Here is a 19,173-nt window from a genome sequence, read left to right as displayed (position 1 = left end):
TTAGTTAGATACAAATTTTAACCCTACAATAGATATTATAAGTGTTGTTATAAAAAATAATCGCCAAAATGTGGCAGGTTCTTTAAAAACAAGTATTCCAACCAAAACAGTTCCTACAGCGCCAATACCGGTCCAAACAGCATAAGCTGTTCCAATGGGTAATTCTTGGGTTACTTTTACTAACAAATACATACTGATAGTTAAACAGATTAAAAAACCAATGAACCAAAAGGTGGTTTCAGTTCCTGTAGATTCTTTTACTTTGCCTAAGCAGGCTGCAAAAGCAACTTCAAATAAACCTGCAATAATGAGTAAAAACCAATTCATGTTAAGTACCAATTATTTTAAATGTAATTTCATGCCTTCGTGAGAGTCAATAAACCCAAGTTTTTTATAGAATTCAATGGCTTTTGGGCGTTTTTTGTCACTTGTTAGTTGTAAAATATGAGCTTTTTTTTCTTTTGACCTACTTATAGCCCACTCAAATATTTTTTTTCCAACGCCAAGTCCTCTTTGGTCTTTTCTAACCTGTACAGATTCTACTTGAGCTCTTAAACCACCACAATAATTCATATATTGTATGAAAGTTAGTTGAAATGTTGCAATAACTTCAGAAACATTATTTTCTACAACCATTAATTCTTGATTTTTGTCGGCATTGATTATTTCAAATGCTTTTATATATGATTCCGGTAGCGGGGTTTTAAATTGCTCTCTGGTTTTCCCTAAGGCGTCATCAGCAAATAACTCAATTATTGAGGCTAAGTCGTTTTTGTTTGCTTTTCTAAAGGTCATTTTTTATATTATTGAACACTTATTTTATAAATAGTAAAATGTTTTTTTGTTTTGAAATAGTTAATCAAAAGTACTAATTCTGTTTTATATTATGGTTTAATAAAACGTTGCATATTAAAATAGAAATTTTCTTCACTTAATTTTAATGGCATGCCTTTTTTATTAAAGGCTTTAGCAGTAAGGAGGATCTTGCTGGTTCCGTTATCACTAAAGCGTAGTTGCGTAACTGGATTATATCATGCAAATTGACCATTTTATTTATCTTATTAATTACATAAAAAAATGGCGGTATTATTTGTAGATTTATGATTTTAAGTAAGTGTGATTTTATTGTCTTTTCTAACAACTTGAATATTCTTAATAGGTTCTAATACCTATGATTTACAGGCTTCCCTTTGAATTGGTCTGCGTTGGAACTAATGGTGAATATCAATGATATCTAAAAATTCAATTGGATATCAATTAGATTGTTGCCATTGTGTTTAATTGATGATAGATGTAGATATGCGGTATTATTATAAATACTCTTGCGTTTAAATATTTTAAGGGGTTTTCTTTTTGTGAGGCTCAAAAATGGTAATAGCAGCAATTAAGTCTTTCATATCCATGTTTTTAAGGTCTTCATCAGCATAAAAAGGTAGAAGTTTGTCTTTGTCATAGTAGTAAACTTTCCAGCGTTTAAATTGGTACTCTAATGCTGTAAAATTTTCAACCCAATCTCCAGAATTTAAGTACATGGTTTTACCATTTTTGTTTTCCATGTAGGCCTGTTTTGGCTGGTGTATATGTCCGCATACTACATAGTCATAACCGTTTTCAATAGCTAAGTCTGATATTACTTTTTCATAATCATTAATGTATTTAACTGCTCCTTTTACTCCATTTTTTACTTTTTTTGAAAGCGAGTAACGTTCTTTTCCTAAGCGTTCTAAGCACCAATTTGTATAATGATTTAAAAATATTAAAAAGTTGTAACCATACCCTCCAAGTTTAGCTAACCATTTGGCATTTTTTATGGAAATATCAAAAACATCCCCATGAAAAAACCAAGCGCTTTTACCGTCTAATTCTAAAACCAATTTATCAACAATAGATATTTTTCCAATAGTCAGGCCACTGAATTTACGTAACATTTCATCATGGTTTCCGGTAATGTAGATAATCTCCACACCTTCAGTGGCCATGTCTATAAGTTTTTTTATAATTCGTAAATGTGGTTTTGGAAAATAATGTTTTCTAAATTGCCAAATATCAATAATATCACCATTTAGAATTAGTTTTTTAGTATCAATACTATTCAAATAGGTTAGGAGTTGTTTTGCATGACAACCGTAAGTTCCTAAATGAACATCAGATATTACGGCTATTTCTAATTTTCGTTTAATCAAAAGGAATGGATTTGTTACAAATTACAGACATATATATAATTCAAAGGTTATCAATCAATTAAATAATTATAAGGGGATTGTTACTAAAAAGTTAACTGATACATTAGGATTACGTGCTATTTTGTTAATTCAAATTAGTGAAATTCATGTCTATAGTTTATTTTAGCCAAAAATTAAATTTATGGCTGGAAATTCCTTTGGAAAACTGTTTACACTTACTACATATGGTGAATCTCACGGACCTGCTTTAGGCGGTGTGATTGATGGGTGTCCATCTGGGATTACGTTAGATTTAGACGCTATTCAGGAAGAGTTAGATAGACGAAAACCAGGACAGTCTGCTATAGTTACCCAACGAAAAGAGCCTGATACCGTAAAGTTTCATTCGGGTATTTTTGAGGGGGTTACTACAGGAACTTCTATTGGTTTTGTAATTGAAAATACCAATCAAAAATCTCATGATTACAGTCATATAAAAGATAGCTATCGACCTAGTCATGCTGATTATACATATGATAAAAAGTATGGTGTAAGAGATTATCGTGGTGGAGGCCGTAGTTCAGCACGTGAGACTGCTTGTCGTGTTGTAGCAGGTGCCATAGCGAAGCAAATGTTGAGAGGAATTGAAATTATAGCCTATGTTTCAGGTGTTGGTACCATGAAATTGCATAAAGCTTATAACGAATTAGATCTCACTAAAATAGAGTCTAATATTGTACGTTGCCCAGATCAAGACATGGCGGCAAACATGGAGACTTATATTAAAGAAGTGCGCAGTAAAGGAGATACTGTTGGAGGTATTGTAAGTTGTGTAATAAAAAATGTACCTGTGGGATTGGGGGAACCTGTATTTGATAAGTTACATGCCGAATTAGGTAAAGCCATGCTTTCAATAAATGCTGTTAAAGGTTTTGAATACGGTAGTGGATTTCATGGAAGTACCATGTATGGTTCAGATCATAATGATGCATTTAACACTGATGGCTCTACAAAAACTAATTATTCTGGTGGTATTCAAGGTGGTATAAGTAACGGGATGGATATTTATTTTAATGTTGCTTTTAAACCTGTTGCTACCTTAATACAGGAATATGAAACAATTGATAAAGAAGGGAAAGTAGTGCAAATGCATGGTAAAGGGCGTCATGATCCTTGTGTAGTACCGCGTGCTGTTCCTATTGTAGAAGCTATGGCTGCATTGGTTATTGCAGATTTTTTCTTGATTAATAAATTGTATGGTTAAAACTTATAACCATATGTAATAGTGTATTCTAAGCAAAGTAGAAGCATTTTTGCTTTATTTCATTAAATTTTTTTTGGTAGTCTCGCTGTATGGTTAGAGGTAATTGTATAACTTTTACACAAATAACTACATTTAAAAAAAAAGATTTCACTATAACTAAGGTTAGGATTACAAGTTTTATTATTTGCTATTTTAAACCTATGTTTTTTAGTAAATGGAAAATAAACTGCAGCTATTTTTATCTATTTTGGATTGCATATACAATTCATAAAATTATAAAATTCTTATCTTGGGGTCCTTAAAAGATACAATTCAAAAGCATTTTATGAAGAAACTGGCATTACATTGGAAAATATTGATAGGTATGGTACTCGGTATCATTTGGGCTTTACTTTCAAGCTCATTAGGTTGGAGTGAATTCACTATTAATTGGATAGATCCATTTGGCACTATTTTTATCAATTTATTGAAATTAATAGCGGTACCATTAGTGCTTTTTTCAATAATTGGAGGTGTAGCTAATATTGGAGACCCAGCAAGTTTAGGACGAATGGGAGGAAAAACTTTAGGTATTTATTTAATAACTACTGTTTTAGCTATTTCATTAGGTTTAGGGTTGGTAAACCTTGTTAAACCAGGTAAATTAATTGATGAACAAAGTAGAATTGATAATAGAATAAGCTATGAAATTTGGGCAGCAGCTGAAGGTCATGAAATTAAAGATGGAATAAATTATTTACAAAATCCTGATTTTTTTGAGCGTGCTCAAGAAATTTCTAAACTTTCAAAGTCTGAATTAAAAGAAGCGTCATTTACTGATAAAATAGAAAAAGCCAAAACTCAAAAAAGTATATCGCCATTACAGCCCCTTGTAGATATTGTGCCAGATAACTTTTTTTATTCGCTTTCCAATAACGGATTGATGCTACAGATTATATTCTTTGCCTTATTTTTTGGTGTATGTCTGTTATTCATACCAGATGAAAAATCTGAACCCGTTTTGGTCTTAGTTGATGGTATTAACGAAGTATTTTTGAAAATGGTAGATTTGGTGATGCAGGCAGCTCCATTTTTTGTGTTTACTTTATTAGCGGGTGTTGTAAGCAAAATGGCAGGTAATGATATTGGGAAAGTAGTGGAAATTTTTAAAGGCTTAAGTTGGTATTCTTTAACCGTTTTATTAGGCTTATTACTTATGATATTTGTAGTCTACCCAAGTGTTTTAAAGATGTTTGTGAAAAAAATTCCTTACTTAGGCTTTTTTAAAGCCATGGGACCTGCTCAAACTTTAGCTTTTTCAACTTCAAGTAGTGCAGCCACATTACCCGTAACGATGGAGTGTGTAGAACAAAATTTAGGTGTAGATAAAAAGATAAGTAGTTTTGTGTTACCTATTGGTGCAACGGTTAATATGGATGGTACGAGTTTATATCAAGCAGTAGCAGTTATATTTTTAGCACAAATGCATATGATTGATTTGAGTATAGGACAGCAATTAACAGTAGTAATTACCACTACATTGGCTTCTATTGGTTCTGCAGCAGTGCCAAGTGCTGGTTTAGTTATGTTAATTGTTGTATTGGATTCTGTGGGATTAAACCCTGCTTGGATTGCTATTATTTTTCCTGTAGACAGAATTTTAGATATGTTTAGAACAGTTGTAAACGTTACAGGTGATGCAACAGTTTGCTCAATAATAGCAAATAGTGAAAACATGATAAATTACAATGACCATGATCCGACTGAAACTTTTGATTTAGATTCTTAATTCTAAATAAACCAGATTAATTATGGCTGTTATTTCTATAGAATCACCTATTGTATCCATAGAATGGCTTTGTGAACATTTAGATGCGGAAAACCTTATTATACTTGATGGTACTATAAATAATTTTTTTGACTCTTCTAAAAATCAAATATTAAATACACGTTTTTTTGATATAAAAAAGAAATTTAGTGATATTGCAAATGCCTTTCCAAGTGCATTTCCTTCTGTTGAACTATTTCAAAAAGAAGCCAGAAAATTGGGCATAAATAAAAATAGTGCCATAGTAGTTTATGACGATAGAGGTATTTATTCAAGTGCGCGAGTTTGGTGGCTCTTTAAGGCGATGGGGCATAGTAATGTAGCAGTTTTAAATGGAGGGTTTCCTGCATGGCAAAAAGCAAAGTATCCAATAGAGAAGTCAAAAATAACAAAAGTCTATTCTGGAGATTTTATTGCTAATATTCAGCCGGAATTAATGAAGTTTTTTGAAGATGTTAAGGATGTTACAAAAAATAAAACACATAAAATAATTGATGCACGTTCAAAAGAACGATTTTTTTCTTTAGTTGATGAACCACGTGAAGGACTCCGAAGAGGAACTATTCCAAATTCAGTAAATCTACCTTTTAAAGATTTGATGGAGGGTAATGAACTTAAAGATACCGTTGTACTACAATCAATATTTAATAATTTAGCTCAAAAAGAAGATCCTATTATTTTTTCATGTGGTTCAGGAATTACAGCTTGTATTTTAGCTTTAGGAGCCACAATTTCAGGATATAAAAACATTGCAGTTTATGATGGTTCTTGGACAGAATGGGGGAGTCTAGTTGATGAATAAGTATTATGACCTAATATGGAGTGCTGTATTTGGCGTACTTTAGTGGTTTGTCAATGACATAACCTATAAAAATTTACGCTTCAATTCAGGAGTAGGAACCCAACAAGATGCTTTCTTCCCATACCATTTATATCGGTTTTTGGCTATATAGTCATAAACCCAATTTCTAATAAAAGGCGGGATGATTAAAAATACACTCATTAAATTTATAGGAAAGTTTAAATGAATTGCAATTTTTAGTGCTGCAGTAGATTTATAAACGATTCCATTTTTTGGTGTGTAAAGTAGTATGGAGTCTATTTTTGTGGTATCTATATTATGTTCTTTGATAATACATTGCCCCGTAGTACTTTGTAAAGCGGTAAACATAAAAACGTTTTTTTTGTCATGTTTTATTACGTATAGTACTGAGCTATTGCAAAGGTTGCAAATACCGTCAAATAGAATGAGTTTTTTATGTTTTGGTAGTGTTGTCATTACTTAGGGTTGTACAAAAATAATACTTTATAAGCTATTTAAATACTGATTAAGATTGGTTTCTTTATCTTAGTTACGGCAGAATTATAATGTTTAGAATGGAAACTACGGCAAATGCTACCAATGCCGAAGTAATAGCCTCGTTAAAATACGCCGCTGGCAATAATGGCTTGGAAACCAATTTGTATAGCCGATATGAAGAGGTTCTTACAGAATCTACTATTACAAACTTTGGTTTTAGGGGTGGTGTCAGCATCGGATTCGAAACCATATCTGCAACTATCTTTGGAAGATTTAAATAGTATTTATTGATAAAATATAGTTTAGCAACTGGCACCTAAAGTTGTAGGTCCAACAACTTCTTGGTGTTGGTTACTATTTCTTTATAGCCTCTACCAATTCCAATTGATCCATACTGACATTAGTCGTAAAAATACCATAGTTTACCACGGCTTTGTTCTTTTCAATTTTATCAATGCTTCCTATAGCTCTACCATCTTCCATTCTAACCCTATCTCCAACTTTTAAAATGGGTTTTGGTTTTGGGGGTTTAACAGCTTGTTTTTTGGCTTCTTTTTTCTTTTTTCGAATAAGCTCAACTTTCTTTTCTACTTCTTGCTTTACTTTAGTTTCTTTAGCTTTTACTAACTTTTTTTCTTTTACTGAAACTCTTTTGCGTTTTGAATTTTCAATTTGAACAACCTTGAAGAGTTCACCCATCAATTCTTTTTTTTGCTTATTGTTAAAATATTTTTCAGCTAGATCATTTATTTTTTGACCTAAATATATGAGGCGTTGATTACTATCATATAATTCTTGATAACTTTCTAATTTCTTCTGAATCCGTGCATTAATTTCTTCGAGTTTATCAGCTTCTTCAATCTTTTTCTTTTCGTTAAGCTTTAATGATTGTCCTGTTTTTTCAAGTTTAGAACGTTCTTTTTGAAGTTTTGCTATTGTAGCATCAAAACGTACTTTACTGCGTTCAATTTTCTTTTTAGCACGGTTTATTAAACTATAAGGTATGCCATTTTTTTGTGCAACTTCAAAAGTAAAACTGCTACCAGCTTGACCAATTACAAGTTTAAAAAGGGGCTCTAAAGTACGTTCATCAAAAAGCATATTGGCATTAAGCATGTGTGGCATTTCATTGGCTAAGATTTTTAAGTTGGAATAATGGGTGGTTATGATTCCAAAAGCTTCTCGATGATAAAATTCTTCTAAGAAAGTCTCTGCCAATGCACCACCTAATTCAGGGTCACTTCCTGTGCCAAATTCATCAATCAAAAACAGTGTGTTTTTATTGCATTTTTTTAAGAAATAATTCATCTGTTTTAAACGGTAGCTATAGGTGCTTAGGTGATTTTCTATAGATTGATTGTCACCGATATCACTTAAAACCCTATCAAACAAACAAACCTTGCTGCGTTCGTGTACAGGAATTAATAAGCCACTTTGTAACATGACTTGCAATAATCCAACCGTTTTTAAAGTAATACTCTTTCCACCAGCATTGGGGCCAGAAATAACAATTATACGACTATCTTGTTTTAATTCTATAGTTTGAGGAAAGGTTGTTGTTTTTTTCTTTAAATTGTTTAAGTAGAGGAGTGGGTGATAGGCATCTCGTAAAAACATGCTTTTATCTTCTGAAATTTCAGGAAGAATGGCATTCATGGATTTGGCGTATTTCGCTTTTGCGGAAATAAGATCTATGTTAATTAAAAAATCTTGAGAATCTTTTAATAATCCTGAAAACGGACGAATATAATTAGTTATTTCTTTAAGAATTCTAACAATTTCTTCTTGTTCTTCATATTCTAAATTATTAAGTTCACGTGTGTGTTGAAGCGTAGTTTCAGGCTCTATATAAACAATGCTGCCCGTTTTACTTCCACCCATAATAGCACCTTTAACTTTGCGTCGGTACATGGCTTTAACGGCTAAAACACGTTTGTTCTCTACCACTGATTCTCGAATGTCATCTAAATAGTCTAAATTGTGATATGTGTGAAGTGCGGTTGCAAAACTTTGATTTATTTTTCCTTTGATGCTATTTATAGATTGCCGTAAATCAAATAATAACTCAGACGCATTGTCTTTTATATCACCAAAGCGGTCAATATTGGCATCTACTTTTTCAATAATAACCTTAGTAACTTCAATATGTGAAGCAAATGTGTTAAGTGTGGGATAATACTCTTTGAATTTTTGGATAAACACAACTATTTCATTGGTTGTCAATGAAAGTGCTACAATTTTTTTAAAACCGTGAATATCCAAATAAGTGTTCTCAATACGTAAAAGGTTTAATTCTTTGCTTATCGCATCAAACCCATGATTAGGTATGCGGTTGTCATTGTAAAAAGATGATAGGTACTCACTGGTTAATAGTAAGGCATTTAGTAAGTCCTCTTTAGTTTTATAAGGCGAAATTTTTAGAGTTTTTTCGTTTCCTAAAGGTGTAATACAATGCTCGCTAACTTGTTGTAAAACTGTGAAAAATTCTAAATCTTGTAATGTTTTTTCGTGAATGTGTATCATTCTTAAATTTATGAGAATGCAAAGTTAAACAATCTAATGAAAAACTGACCTTGCTTGATGTTTAGAAATAGAAACGAATATAAAAAAGAAAACCCCACGACGTTGCTTTGAGGCAAACTTGTCGCGGGGCTTTCCAACTAACCAACCAAAATTGTTAGCGTCTTCTATTTGTTGAAGTGCTTATATTGTTATTCCCAGAATGACTTCTGCTTTGTGTTGATCTTGATACTACTTGTGGTGTGTTTTTAGTAATTGTTTTGCTTTTAGTATATGTACGAGTATTACTCGTGTTTGGTTTTTGGACTATTGAAGTTTTTCTTTGTGTACTCGATTGGTTCGAACGGGTATGACTTGTACTTGTTGTTCTGGTAACGGTTTTGTTATTGTTAGATTGTATAATGTGTCTTGTAGTTGTTTTAGGCTGTGTGCTACTACTTCTATAATTGCGTGTGCTTTCATAACGATTGTTTTTAATGTTTCTATTATTATCTCGGTTTGTACGTTGTGAGTTTATAACGTAATTGTTGCTTTTTTGCGAGTTGCGATTGATGTTTGATTTCGAATATCTTATGTTAGAAGTATTATTATGTCTATGTACAGTGGCGTAACTCCTGTTTCTAATAATGGTTGTTCCACGTCTGGTAGCAACAGATGTTGATGGTCTTCTATTGTTATAAAAAGGTCTTGTATAGGTATATCTGATAGGTTTATAGTGCTGTCTGTATGGTCTGTTGTACACAACGCGGTAATTATATGATGGAATTCTATAATAGGTGTGCCATGGTCTGTAAACATAATATCTGTTATGTACATTTATATAACCTGTATAGTGTGAAAAGGTATTATATCTGTTGTAATGTACGTATAATCCACCTACACGTGATACATGTCCATGACTATTGTAATAAATATTTACAGATCCAGCTCGGCTAATGCGCCCATAACAATCATAATAAATAGGTGTATTTTCTATTTGAATGATAGCGCCATACTCATCATATTGTATGTAGCCGTTATAATCATAGCCAGAGTTAAAACTAATATTTACATGAGGCGAACCAATAGATACATTTAAATGCGAGTTACTGCCTAATATATTAAAATCGAAATGACCATCTCTAAATACAGAAAATTCTATTCCTCCTTCAACAAAAATAAATGAATTGCCATATCCTCTGTTGTCATTAATTATGTGTTCAGTATCGTTTGTTTCGGCATTAACCGTAATTCCTGTTAGGAGAATACCAGCTAATAAGAATATATATTTTTTCATAATTGTAAATTTTAATGTGTTATAATTACGTAATTACAAACAGCGTGCCAAAAAATAAAATTGCACGTATAGGGGATGCTTATTGAAGTATAGGATTTAAATAAAAACACTGTTATAGATGTGGTAGATATTTTTTCAATTAGATTTTAAATCATTCAATTCAAACATAAATACAATAGCCGTTTTTTATATTGACACTTATAAAAATTCACTCTTTTATTGATATAGTAATTTGATCGATTGTAATTTAAAGATATACTATAATTTTTGTTAAATGTTAGGTTGTTTTTTGGTAACTTCATATTATAAATTATATTGAGATATATGACAAAACACATCACAAAAAAACAATTACAAGAAATACTAAATCTTGCGAGAAAATTACAAGAACCCCAGCAAAAAGCAAGACCTAATCTTTTTTCAAAACGGATAGGTCCAATAATAGAAAAACCTAAATCAAAGACCTTTTTAATTAGGATGATGGATACAGCTTTTCGTTCTTCTGATTATAATAGAATTTCAAAATATATTACCAATCTTTTAAACTCGAATGAAGAATCCTTGGCTATTTTTAGTCATACAGAAAAAATTCTGATTAAATTATATAGATTTATTGGAAACAAAATACCTTTTGTAAGTATTCCATTGATGCTTAATCAAATTAAAAGTGTAACAAAACCAATTTTATTTTTTGTAAATGATTCTAAATTTAAAAATCATGTAACCAAAAGAAAGGAAGACGGTGTTGTGCTAAATGTTAATTTAATTGGTGAGGCACTTATAGGGGAAGAAGAGGCAGCTATAAGAATTGAAAACTACTGTTTGTTGCTTAATCAAAATGAGGTGGATTATATTTCTATAAAAGCATCAACCATTTCATCTCAAATAAAACCCATAGCATTTAATGAAACTGTTGAGATCCTGGTTGAAAAACTTTCAGTTATTTATTCTGAAGTTATAAAAATACAAAAAGAAACGGGTCGGTTAAAGTTTGTTAATTTAGATATGGAAGAATATCGTGATTTAGAAATTACACTTTCCTCTTTCATGAAAACATTGGATTTGCCGCAGTTTAAAAATTTAAGAATGGGAATTGTGCTGCAAGCGTATTTGCCTGATTCTTTTCAGGCGTTATTAAGACTTCAGCAATGGGCTATTTCTCGCGTAAATAATGGAGGAAGTCCAATAAAAGTAAGGCTGGTTAAAGGCGCAAATCTTGAAATGGAAAAAACAGAAGCTTCTCTTGAAGATTGGCCTCTTGTAACATATAATTCAAAATTAGATACTGATGCTAATTTTAAAAAAATGTTGCTTCAAATGCTAACTAAAGAATCTGCTTCTGCTTTAAATGTTGGTATTGCATCACACAATGTTTTTGATTTAGCGTTTGGTTTACAACTTGTAAAAGAACATAAAATTGAAAGATATGTGGATTTTGAAATGCTTGAAGGTATGGCAAATGCAACGGTTCATGAACTCTTAAAACAAAACGTTAAACTTTTGCTTTACACGCCTATTGTTAAGCAAGAGAATTACAATAGTGCCATTGCATATTTGGTTCGCCGATTGGATGAAGGGACTCAAAGTGGGAATTTTTTAAAAGAAGGCTTTCAGTTGAAATTAGATTCTGATAAATGGAATGAATTAACGCGGCAGTTTATAAAAAGTGTTAAACGTATTGACACGGTACAAGACATGCAAAATAGATTGCAAAATAGGGCGTCAGAATTACCAAAAACTCAAATGGAGTTTGCTAATGTTGCAAATACTGATTGGGTATTACTTGCAAATAGAAATTGGCTCGATGATATAAAAAAGCGTTGGAAGTCGCCTATTGATATTTTAGGAAGCAAAATACCTGTTGTGGCTAATTTGCCTGAAAAAAACAGAACTTTAATAGCTTTAGAGGCCTGGGATGGCGTTCATCCATGGAAATATGAACTTGCTGATATTGAAGATTATCAAAAAGTTATAGGATCAGATTCAGAATGGACTGATTACTCAATTGAAAAGCGTGCAAAATTACTGAGAGCAGCCGCGGTACAAATGGAAAAAAATCGCGCTGATTTGATAGGAGTAGCAGTGGCTGAATTAGGAAAAACAATAGCAGAAGTTGATGTAGAAGTTTCTGAAGCTATAGACTTTGCTAATTACTATGCACAAAGTGCATTGGATGTATTTAATTCGGAAGGTATAATAAGTATGTCAGGTGGTATTAATCTGGTATTGTCGCCATGGAATTTTCCAATAGCCATTCCAATTGGAGGTGTATTAGCATCGTTAGCGGCAGGAAAACGCGTTATTTTAAAGCCTTCGCAAAATGCAGCAGCTTGTGGATATTTAATAGCTAAAACTTTATGGGATGTGGGCATTCCAAAAAGCGCCTTTGCTTTTTTGCCTGCCAATGAAGATACCTTAGATTCTTTTTTAACAGACGACTCTGTATTTGATGCTGTTATTTTAACAGGTGGAACTGCTACTGCTAAATTTTTATTGGAAAGAACACCCAAACTGAAACTTTATGCTGAAACGGGAGGTAAAAATGCTACCATCATAACGGCATTGGCAGATAAAGAGCAGGCTATTAAAAATGTGGTACAATCTGCTTTTGGAAATGCTGGTCAAAAATGCTCTGCTACATCTTTATTAATACTTGAAGAAGAGGTGTTTAATGATCTTCATTTTAAGAACTTATTAAAAGATGCCGCAGAAAGTAAAGTACATGGGAATCCATGGGTTTTTAACACTGAAATAGGACCATTAGCTGTTAAAATAAATGATAAACTTAAACGTGTTTTAGATAACACTACTGATAGTGAATGGCTTTTAAAACCAAAATTAGATGGTGATTTCTTCTTGTCTCCCGGTATTAAATGGGGTATTTCTTACGAAAATTACGAGTATAACAACGAACTTTTTGGACCCATTTTGTGTGTAATGAAAGCTAAAAACCTTGATCATGCTATATCATTGGTTGACAATTTAGACTATGGATTAACAAGTGGTATTGAAAGCTTAGATACTAATGAGGTAGATTATTGGTTGAATAGTATTAAAGCAGGTAATTTGTATGCCAATAGGTCAACAACAGGAGCTATTGTACAGCGTCAACCATTTGGAGGCATGAAAGCTTCGTGTTTTGGGTTTGGAATGAAAGCTGGAGGACCTAATTATGTATTGCAATTTTTAAATAAAAAAGAAAAGGATTTGACTTCAAAAGAAATAAAAGAAGTATATCAAAACGCATATAATACCCATTTTTCAAAAGCCATAGATTATGTAAAATTGAGGGGGCAGCATAATATTAATGTGTATTTAAAACCTAAAGAAATTATTGTTTGTATAGATAATAAAGTTTTAAAAAATGATATTGAAAAAGTGATAATAGCAGCTAATATTTTGAAAGTTTCTATTACATTTTACGGGGTTGAAGCGTGTACAGATGTTTCAAACTTTAATTTAATAAGTAACTGGTCTGAGCTAAAATCAAAAATCAGCCACCAGAATAGGCTTCGTGTTTTAAATTACGAAAGAATAGACGTGCAATTTTTGAAAATGTGCCATGAAAAAAATATTCATGTTTATGGTGAAAAACCAAGTAATTATGGGAGGTATGAATTGCTTAATTATTTGACAGAACAGAACAGATCAATTAATTATCACCGTTATGGGAATTTGATGGGCGTGGAGTTTGTTTCATAATTCAATTAAATATATGTTGAAACAATGAAGAATCTCATGAAACTTTAGTATTTTAATTTTTTGAGATTCTTCGCTTTGTACTGAATCAATACCAAAGACGATCTTATTGATTGAAAATTTAGAGTTTCTCTTTTAAATATTTTCCTGTAACTGATGTTTTTACTTTCGTAATCTCTTCAGGAGTGCCAGAAGCCACAATATGACCGCCATTTTCACCGCCTTCAGGACCTAAGTCTATAATATAGTCGGCACATTTTATCAGTTCTAAATTATGTTCTACCACAATGATGGAATGGCCTTTTTCAATAAGAGCATTAAACGATGCTAATAATTTTTGAATATCATGAAAGTGTAAGCCTGTTGTTGGTTCGTCAAATATAAAAAGCGCTTTTTCTTTGTTATTTCCTTTCCCTAAAAAGGTAGCTAATTTAATGCGTTGTGCTTCACCACCAGAAAGTGTAGACGAGCTTTGCCCAAGGGTTACATATCCTAAACCAACATCTTGTAGTGGTTGTAGTTTGTCTTTTATTTTCGTTTGATTTCGTGCTCCAAAAAAAGTAATAGCATCATCAATGGTTAAATTCAAAATATCATCAATGTTTTTATCTCCAAAAGTAACTTCAAGTACTTCTTTTTTAAACCGTTTTCCTTTACAAGTTTCACATTCTAAATGCACATCCGCCATAAATTGCATTTCAATAGTTACTTCACCTTCGCCTTTACAAGTCTCACAACGACCGCCATCTACATTGAAAGAAAAGTGCTTTGGTTGGTAGTTGCGAATGGCGCTTAATTTCTGTTTAGAAAATAGAGCCCTAATATCGTCATAGGCTTTTATATAAGTTACAGGATTAGAACGTGAAGAACGTCCTATAGGGTTTTGGTCAACAAATTCAATGTGTTTAATATTACTAAAATGTCCTTCTAAATTTGAAAATTGCCCAGGTTTATCACTAAAATCGGTTATTTTTTTTTGTAAAGCAGGATATAATATTTTTTTAACTAAGGTGCTTTTTCCACTTCCAGAAACCCCGGTAATAACTGTTAGCATATTAAGAGGAAAATGTGCCTCAATATTTTTTAAATTATTTTCTCGAGCACCAACAATATTAATGTAATACTTTGAGGTTCTTCGTTTTTTAGGAACTTCAATTTTTAAAGTTTCGTTTAGGTATTTTGCTGTTAAAGATTCGGAATCTAAAATGTTTTTAAAAGTGCCATTTGCAACTACATGACCGCCAAAAGTACCAGCTTCAGGTCCAATATCTATTATATTGTCGGCAGCAATCATGATATCTTCATCATGTTCTACCACAATTACGGTGTTTCCTAAATCACGTAATGCTTTTAGTACCAGAATTAAGCGTTCGGTATCTTTTGGATGTAAACCAATGCTAGGTTCGTCTAATATATACATGGAGCCCACCAAGCTACTACCTAAAGAAGTTGCTAAATTAATGCGCTGGCTTTCGCCTCCAGAAAGGGTATTCGATTTTCTGTTTAAGGTTAAATAATCTAATCCAACATTTGCTAAAAAAGACAACCTATTTGTTATTTCCTTTAGTAATCTATCAGCTATCTTAGCGTCGTTATCACCTAATTCTAATTGCTTAAAAAAGTTCGCTAATTTATTTAACGGCATTTCAACCAAATCTGTAATAGTGACCCCTGAAATTTTTACGTAATTGGCTTCGGGACGAAGTCGTTTTCCACTACAGGTTTTACATTTTGTCTTTCCTCGGTAGCGCGAGAGCATGACACGATTTTGGATTTTATAAGCCTTAGATTCTAATTCAGCAAAAAAAGAATTTAAGCCTTCAAAATACTGGTTTCCAGTCCAAATAAGTTCTTTTTGCTCGTTGCTTAATTGAAAATAAGGTTTGTGTATTGGGAAATTAAACTTATGAGAATTGTTTACTAATTGATCTCGATACCAACTCATGCTTTCACCACGCCAGGGAAAAATAGCATTTTCATAAACCGAAAGAGCCGTATTAGGAATTACTAAATCCTCATCAATACCAATAATATCACCATAGCCTTCACATTTTGGGCAAGCACCATATGGATTATTAAAACTAAACAAATGAACATTTGGCTCTAAAAAACTAATACCATCAGCTTCAAATTTGTTACTAAAATGATGTGTATTATTATCTTTTAAAGTTTCTATAATACATTGGCCTTTGCCTTCAAAAAAAGCAATTTGTATAGCGTCTGCTAATCTATTGTGAAAATCTTCTTCATCTTTAATAATGATTCTATCAACTACTAAAAACACCTTGTTTATAGTTTGATAGTTTTCTAATTCATCTATTCTCAAAACAGTGTTATCTATCTTAATTCTGGCATAACCTTGTTTGTGAAGTGTTTTTAATTTGTCTTCTAGGGTTCGGCCTTCTTCTAAATAAATAGGAGCGAGCAGAAGCAGTTTTTCGCCTACAACGTACGTTTTTAAATGGTTAACAACATCTGATACCGTATCTTTTTTTATTTCAACACCTGATACAGGAGAGTAGGTTTTTCCTATTCTGGCAAATAGCAATTTTAAATAATCATAAATTTCTGTAGTTGTGCCAACTGTTGAACGCGGATTGGTTGAATTGACTTTTTGTTCAATAGCAATGGCAGGCGCAATACCTTTTATATAATCTACTTTTGGTTTATTCAACCTACCTAAAAATTGCCTGGCATAACTAGAAAGACTTTCTACATAACGTCTTTGACCTTCGGCATACAAGGTATCAAACGCTAAACTTGACTTTCCAGAACCCGATAACCCCGTAATAACTACTAATTTGTTTCTAGGTATGACAACATCAATATTTTTTAAATTGTGCAATTTAGCACCTTTAATAATAATATTTTGTTTTGGGTTTACATCAGAAAGACTTGTGCTCATGGACTTTTTTAAGAAAAATTAATGCAAAGGTACTATAAGTATTTCAACTACTATAAAGTTATTCTATGCAACTTAGTTTTTAAAAAAAAGAAAAAAATTTTGCTATTTAGGTGTGATTGTTGTTATATTTGATTCAATTATAATAATTTACGCCTATAGCAAAACATTACTTTTTAAACATTTAACCCCAAGCAACGAAGATTTCTTCTGCGCATTAAAAGTAATGATTATGTACAACGAACCCATTTCTGACGCTATTCTTGTTAGTTCTTACATTAAAGGAAACGAAAGTTCTTTAGAGACACTTATAAACAGGCACAAACAACGAATCTATAGTTTTATTTATTCAAAAGTATACGACAGAGATATTACAGAAGATATTTTTCAAGATACTTTTATAAAAGTTATTAAAACCTTAAAGCGGGGTGCTTACAATGAAGAAGGTAAATTTCTCCCATGGGTGATGCGAATAGCACATAATCTTGTAATAGATTATTTTAGAAAAAATAGCAGAATGCCAAAATTTGACAATACTGGTGAATTCAGTATTTTTTCGGTATTAGGCGATCCAACTCTCAATGCTGAAAAAAAACTTATTAAAGATCAAGTAGATAATGATGTTAGACGATTGATTAATAAGCTTCCAGATGACCAGAAAGAAGTTTTGTTAATGCGCATTTATGACGACATGAGTTTTAAGGAAATATCAGATAGAACAGGGGTTAGCATTAATACAGCCTTAGGAAGAATGCGCTACGCTTTGATTAATTTAAGAAAAATAATTGATAAGCATAATATTGTTTTAACCAATTAAATCCAACTGTGTTTTTAAAGATACAATAAAGTGAATTTTGCTGCGTTATTGAGGTATATAAACTTAAATAATAAAAAATGGCAAAAATTTACTCTGATAATTCTATTAATAAAGTGAACGAACTAAAACCGGCAAAAGAAACGATTGATTTTCTTTTGAATTATTCCAAGGCTTTAAGTGTTATTAATTGTAATAAATTGAAGTTTGAAGCACTTCTTAATTAGTTAGAAAAATTCCTGATATATTGTTATCAGGAATTTTTTGTTTTATTGTAATCGTTGATTATTGACTTTCTTCCAATTGTTTTGGTGATAATATCTTTTTCTAAATCCCAACCTCGAGCAGGAGAATATTCGCGTCCATACCAAATAATTTGAAGATGTAAATCATTCCATAATTCCTTCGGAAATAAACGTTTTGCGTCTTTTTCGGTTTGGATAACATTTTTTCCATTGGTTAAATTCCATCGATGCATGAGCCTGTGTATATGTGTATCTACGGGAAAAGCAGGCACTCCAAAGGCTTGAGACATTACCACACTAGCTGTTTTGTGACCAACAGCAGGAAGTTCCTCTAATGCTTCAAAACTTTGAGGGACTTTACCATTGTGTTTCTCAATAAGTATTTTTGACAACCCATGAATACCTTTACTTTTCATAGGAGACAAACCACAAGGTTTAATAATATCTTTAATTTCTTCAACTTGAAGTTTGACCATATCATAAGGGTTGTCGGCTTTAGCAAATAACAAAGGGGTAATCTGGTTAACACGGACATCTGTGCATTGCGCTGAAAGTAAAACCGCTACAAGCAATGTGTAGGGGTCTTTGTGATCTAAAGGAATGGGAATTTCTGGGTAAAGCTTATAAAGTGTATTAATAATGTAGTTAACTTTCTCTTTCTTAGTCATAAATTGTATTTTTGTAAAAATCAAAGTTAATACTATGACTACACTAAAACAAGGTGATGCCGTTCCTAATTTTTCGGCAAAAGACGAGCAAGGAAATACGATTTCATTAAGTGATTATAAAGGAAAAAAATTAGTTGTTTTCTTTTATCCTAAGGCTAGTACTCCCGGCTGTACTGTTGAGGCATGTAATTTAAGAGATAATTATCAGGTTTTACAAGATCAGGGTTATGAGTTATTGGGTGTAAGTGCGGATTCTGAAAAAAGACAATCTAATTTTAAAAATAAACATAAGTTTCCTTTTCCCCTTTTAGCTGATGAGGATAAAACTGTAATTAATACATTTGGCGTTTGGGGACCAAAAAAATTTATGGGACGCGAATATGATGGTATTCACAGAATGACTTTTTTAATAAATGAAAATGGAATCGTGGACCGTGTTATTGAAAAAGTAAAAACTAAAAGCCACGCAGAACAAATTTTAGAATAAAAAAATGCCTTTCATAATAAAATGAAAGG

16 protein-coding genes are annotated in these 19,173 nt (G+C 32.0%); 8 read left to right on the top strand and 8 right to left on the bottom strand.

Features of this window, described 5'->3' with window-relative positions; translation table 11 throughout:
- From APS56_RS02360 to APS56_RS02350, 3 genes are all read right to left on the bottom strand, one after another.
- Nucleotides 1-327: a DMT family transporter gene (locus APS56_RS02360; protein WP_054724424.1), complete on the bottom strand. Its 327-nt coding sequence runs from the start codon at nucleotides 325-327 to the stop codon at nucleotides 1-3.
- A gap of 12 nt (nucleotides 328-339) precedes the next feature.
- A complete protein-coding gene (locus tag APS56_RS02355; protein ID WP_054724422.1) occupies nucleotides 340-795 on the bottom strand; it encodes a GNAT family N-acetyltransferase in 456 nt (151 codons plus the stop codon).
- Between the two features lie 542 nt (nucleotides 796-1,337).
- Nucleotides 1,338-2,183: a UDP-2,3-diacylglucosamine diphosphatase gene (locus APS56_RS02350; RefSeq protein WP_054724421.1), complete on the bottom strand. Its 846-nt coding sequence runs from the start codon at nucleotides 2,181-2,183 to the stop codon at nucleotides 1,338-1,340.
- Between the two features lie 181 nt (nucleotides 2,184-2,364).
- Here APS56_RS02350 and aroC point away from each other — a divergent pair, with 181 nt between their 5' ends.
- The 3 genes from aroC (at nucleotide 2,365) to APS56_RS02335 (ending at nucleotide 6,035) form a co-directional block, all read left to right on the top strand.
- Entirely contained in the window at nucleotides 2,365-3,426 is a 1,062-nt protein-coding gene (gene aroC, locus APS56_RS02345; RefSeq protein ID WP_054724419.1) for a chorismate synthase, read from the top strand.
- A gap of 325 nt (nucleotides 3,427-3,751) precedes the next feature.
- Entirely contained in the window at nucleotides 3,752-5,194 is a 1,443-nt protein-coding gene (locus APS56_RS02340; RefSeq protein WP_054731077.1) for a dicarboxylate/amino acid:cation symporter, read from the top strand.
- A 22-nt stretch (nucleotides 5,195-5,216) separates the two neighbouring features.
- A complete protein-coding gene (locus tag APS56_RS02335; protein WP_054724417.1) occupies nucleotides 5,217-6,035 on the top strand; it encodes a sulfurtransferase in 819 nt (272 codons plus the stop codon).
- A 63-nt stretch (nucleotides 6,036-6,098) separates the two neighbouring features.
- Here the strand turns inward: APS56_RS02335 and APS56_RS02330 are convergent, their stop codons facing one another.
- Nucleotides 6,099-6,512, bottom strand: a complete 414-nt coding sequence (locus APS56_RS02330) for a thiol-disulfide oxidoreductase DCC family protein (protein WP_054724415.1) — start codon at nucleotides 6,510-6,512, stop codon at nucleotides 6,099-6,101.
- A 98-nt stretch (nucleotides 6,513-6,610) separates the two neighbouring features.
- Between APS56_RS02330 and APS56_RS02325 the strand changes: the two genes are divergently transcribed.
- Nucleotides 6,611-6,814: a hypothetical protein gene (locus APS56_RS02325; RefSeq protein ID WP_054724413.1), complete on the top strand. Its 204-nt coding sequence runs from the start codon at nucleotides 6,611-6,613 to the stop codon at nucleotides 6,812-6,814.
- 73 nt (nucleotides 6,815-6,887) lie between these two features.
- Here APS56_RS02325 and APS56_RS02320 read toward each other — a convergent pair whose 3' ends face one another.
- Nucleotides 6,888-9,056, bottom strand: coding sequence for an endonuclease MutS2 (locus APS56_RS02320; RefSeq protein WP_054724412.1), 2,169 nt, complete (start codon nucleotides 9,054-9,056; stop codon nucleotides 6,888-6,890).
- A 154-nt stretch (nucleotides 9,057-9,210) separates the two neighbouring features.
- On the bottom strand, nucleotides 9,211-10,329 hold the full coding sequence (locus tag APS56_RS02315) for a hypothetical protein (RefSeq protein ID WP_054724409.1): 1,119 nt from the start codon (nucleotides 10,327-10,329) through the stop codon (nucleotides 9,211-9,213).
- Nucleotides 10,330-10,653: 324 nt separating this feature from the next.
- On the opposite strand from APS56_RS02315, the gene APS56_RS02310 reads away from it, so the two are divergent.
- Entirely contained in the window at nucleotides 10,654-14,031 is a 3,378-nt protein-coding gene (locus tag APS56_RS02310; RefSeq protein ID WP_054724407.1) for a proline dehydrogenase family protein, read from the top strand.
- Nucleotides 14,032-14,149: 118 nt separating this feature from the next.
- Here the strand turns inward: APS56_RS02310 and uvrA are convergent, their stop codons facing one another.
- The gene (uvrA, locus tag APS56_RS02305; RefSeq protein WP_054724406.1) at nucleotides 14,150-16,933 is read right to left on the bottom strand and encodes an excinuclease ABC subunit UvrA; all 2,784 of its coding nucleotides are present in this window, start codon (nucleotides 16,931-16,933) and stop codon (nucleotides 14,150-14,152) included.
- A gap of 229 nt (nucleotides 16,934-17,162) precedes the next feature.
- Here uvrA and APS56_RS02300 point away from each other — a divergent pair, with 229 nt between their 5' ends.
- Together APS56_RS02300 and APS56_RS17020 are read left to right on the top strand one after the other, a co-directional pair.
- Complete coding sequence (locus tag APS56_RS02300) at nucleotides 17,163-17,747, top strand: RNA polymerase sigma factor (protein ID WP_054731075.1); 585 nt, start codon at nucleotides 17,163-17,165, stop codon at nucleotides 17,745-17,747.
- A 77-nt stretch (nucleotides 17,748-17,824) separates the two neighbouring features.
- Nucleotides 17,825-17,971 carry a hypothetical protein gene (locus tag APS56_RS17020; protein ID WP_169786427.1) on the top strand — a complete coding sequence of 49 codons (147 nt, stop codon included), beginning with the start codon at nucleotides 17,825-17,827 and terminating at the stop codon, nucleotides 17,969-17,971.
- A 26-nt stretch (nucleotides 17,972-17,997) separates the two neighbouring features.
- Here the strand turns inward: APS56_RS17020 and APS56_RS02295 are convergent, their stop codons facing one another.
- The gene (locus tag APS56_RS02295) at nucleotides 17,998-18,657 is read right to left on the bottom strand and encodes an endonuclease III domain-containing protein (protein ID WP_054724404.1); all 660 of its coding nucleotides are present in this window, start codon (nucleotides 18,655-18,657) and stop codon (nucleotides 17,998-18,000) included.
- Between the two features lie 34 nt (nucleotides 18,658-18,691).
- On the opposite strand from APS56_RS02295, the gene bcp reads away from it, so the two are divergent.
- On the top strand, nucleotides 18,692-19,144 hold the full coding sequence (gene bcp, locus APS56_RS02290; protein ID WP_054724402.1) for a thioredoxin-dependent thiol peroxidase: 453 nt from the start codon (nucleotides 18,692-18,694) through the stop codon (nucleotides 19,142-19,144).
- Nucleotides 19,145-19,173 lie beyond the last annotated feature (29 nt).

This window comes from Pseudalgibacter alginicilyticus (genome assembly GCF_001310225.1).
Classification (GTDB): domain Bacteria; phylum Bacteroidota; class Bacteroidia; order Flavobacteriales; family Flavobacteriaceae; genus Pseudalgibacter; species Pseudalgibacter alginicilyticus.
This window is presented reverse-complemented; position numbering and strand designations above follow the sequence as displayed.